This window comes from Deinococcus rhizophilus (assembly GCF_030271215.1).
In the GTDB taxonomy this organism is placed as follows: domain Bacteria; phylum Deinococcota; class Deinococci; order Deinococcales; family Deinococcaceae; genus Deinococcus; species Deinococcus rhizophilus.
Genome location: NZ_JASNGB010000414.1, coordinates 1 through 411, shown reverse-complemented (window position 1 = coordinate 411; position 411 = coordinate 1). Strand labels below are relative to the sequence as shown.

The window sequence follows — 411 nt, the reverse complement described above, 5'->3', positions numbered from 1 at the left end:
GACGCCGCGTACACCGTGCTGGGCAGCCTGGGAACGCGGCTGCTGGGCCGGGCCACCCGGCTGGACGCCGTGGAGACCCGCAGCCTGACCCTGGCGGGGGCGGCGGCAGGTCTGGGGGCGGTCCTGCACGCGCCCCTGGCGGCGGCGGTGCTGGTGGCCGAGGTCCTCTACCGCCGCTTCGAGTTCGAGTTCGAGGTGCTGATGCCCTGCGTGCTGGCCTCGGTCGCCGCGTACGCGGTGTACGGGCTGGCCTTCGGGTTCCTGCCGCTGCTGAGTGTGCCGGAGGTGGGCGTGCCCACGTTGGCGGGGGTGGGGCCGCTGCTCGGGGTGGCGCTGGCCGTCACGCTGGTGGCGTGGGTGGCGCTGCTGGTGTGCCGCCAGGTGCCCGACGCCTGGACGCGCGGCTCGCGG

Annotated in this window: 1 protein-coding gene; it reads left to right on the top strand. The window is 76.2% G+C overall.

The features are described 5' to 3' along the window. On the top strand, nt 1–411 hold a 411-nt coding region (locus QOL99_RS17630), incomplete at both ends, for a chloride channel protein (RefSeq protein ID WP_285525705.1).